The organism is Aurantimonas marina, from assembly GCF_017183135.1.
Taxonomy (GTDB): Bacteria; Pseudomonadota; Alphaproteobacteria; order Rhizobiales; family Rhizobiaceae; genus Aurantimonas; species Aurantimonas marina.
Window position 1 is genome coordinate 1 of record NZ_JADDXW010000062.1, and the last position, 664, is coordinate 664.

Consider the following 664-nt stretch of genomic DNA (forward strand, 5'->3'; position numbering starts at 1 on the left):
AATCGGACTTGGCCGGACGGGATTGGAGCGTTTGCCAATGGCTCATCGCGCGACCTCTCGCACCCGGCGGCCCAGCAGGCGCGGCACGAAGCCGGGCACGCGCCGCGCGTAGTCCGCGTAAACCGGCCCAAACTGAGCCAACGTTTCCCGCTCCTCCTGCCGGGCCAGATGAACATACATCCAGGCAAGAACCGGGAACATCGCCAGCGTCAGCAATGTCGGCCACTGGAAGAGGAAGCCGAGCATGATCAGGATGAAGCCGACATATTGCGGATGACGGACATGGGCGTACGGACCGGTGGTCGCGAGGCCATGTTGCTGCTGCGCCCTGTAAAGGACGCGCCATGCCGCGGAGATCAGGATGAAGCCGCCGCCGATCAGGACGAAGCTCAGAAGGTGAAAGGGTCCGAAATGTGGGTTCGCCTGCCAGCCGAACAGCATTTCAGGAAGATGGCCCGCATCATGGGTAAGCCAGTCGATGCCGGGGTAATTGGTCCGCAGCCAGCCGGAAAGGAAATAGATCGTCAGTGGAAAGCCGTACATCTCGGTGAAGAGTGCGACCAGGAACGCGCTGAAAGCGCCGAACGATCGCCAGTCCCGTCTGGTTTTCGGCTTGAAGAAGCTGAAGGCGAACAGGATGAAGATCGCCGAGTTGACGACGACA

1 protein-coding gene is annotated in these 664 nt (G+C 61.0%); it reads right to left on the minus strand.

What is annotated here, in order from left to right; genetic code table 11:
• Positions 1 to 42 precede the first annotated feature (42 nt).
• Positions 43 to 664, minus strand: a 622-nt coding sequence (locus ING15_RS19310; RefSeq protein ID WP_206456468.1) for a methyltransferase family protein, incomplete at its 5' end; no start/stop codon positions are given.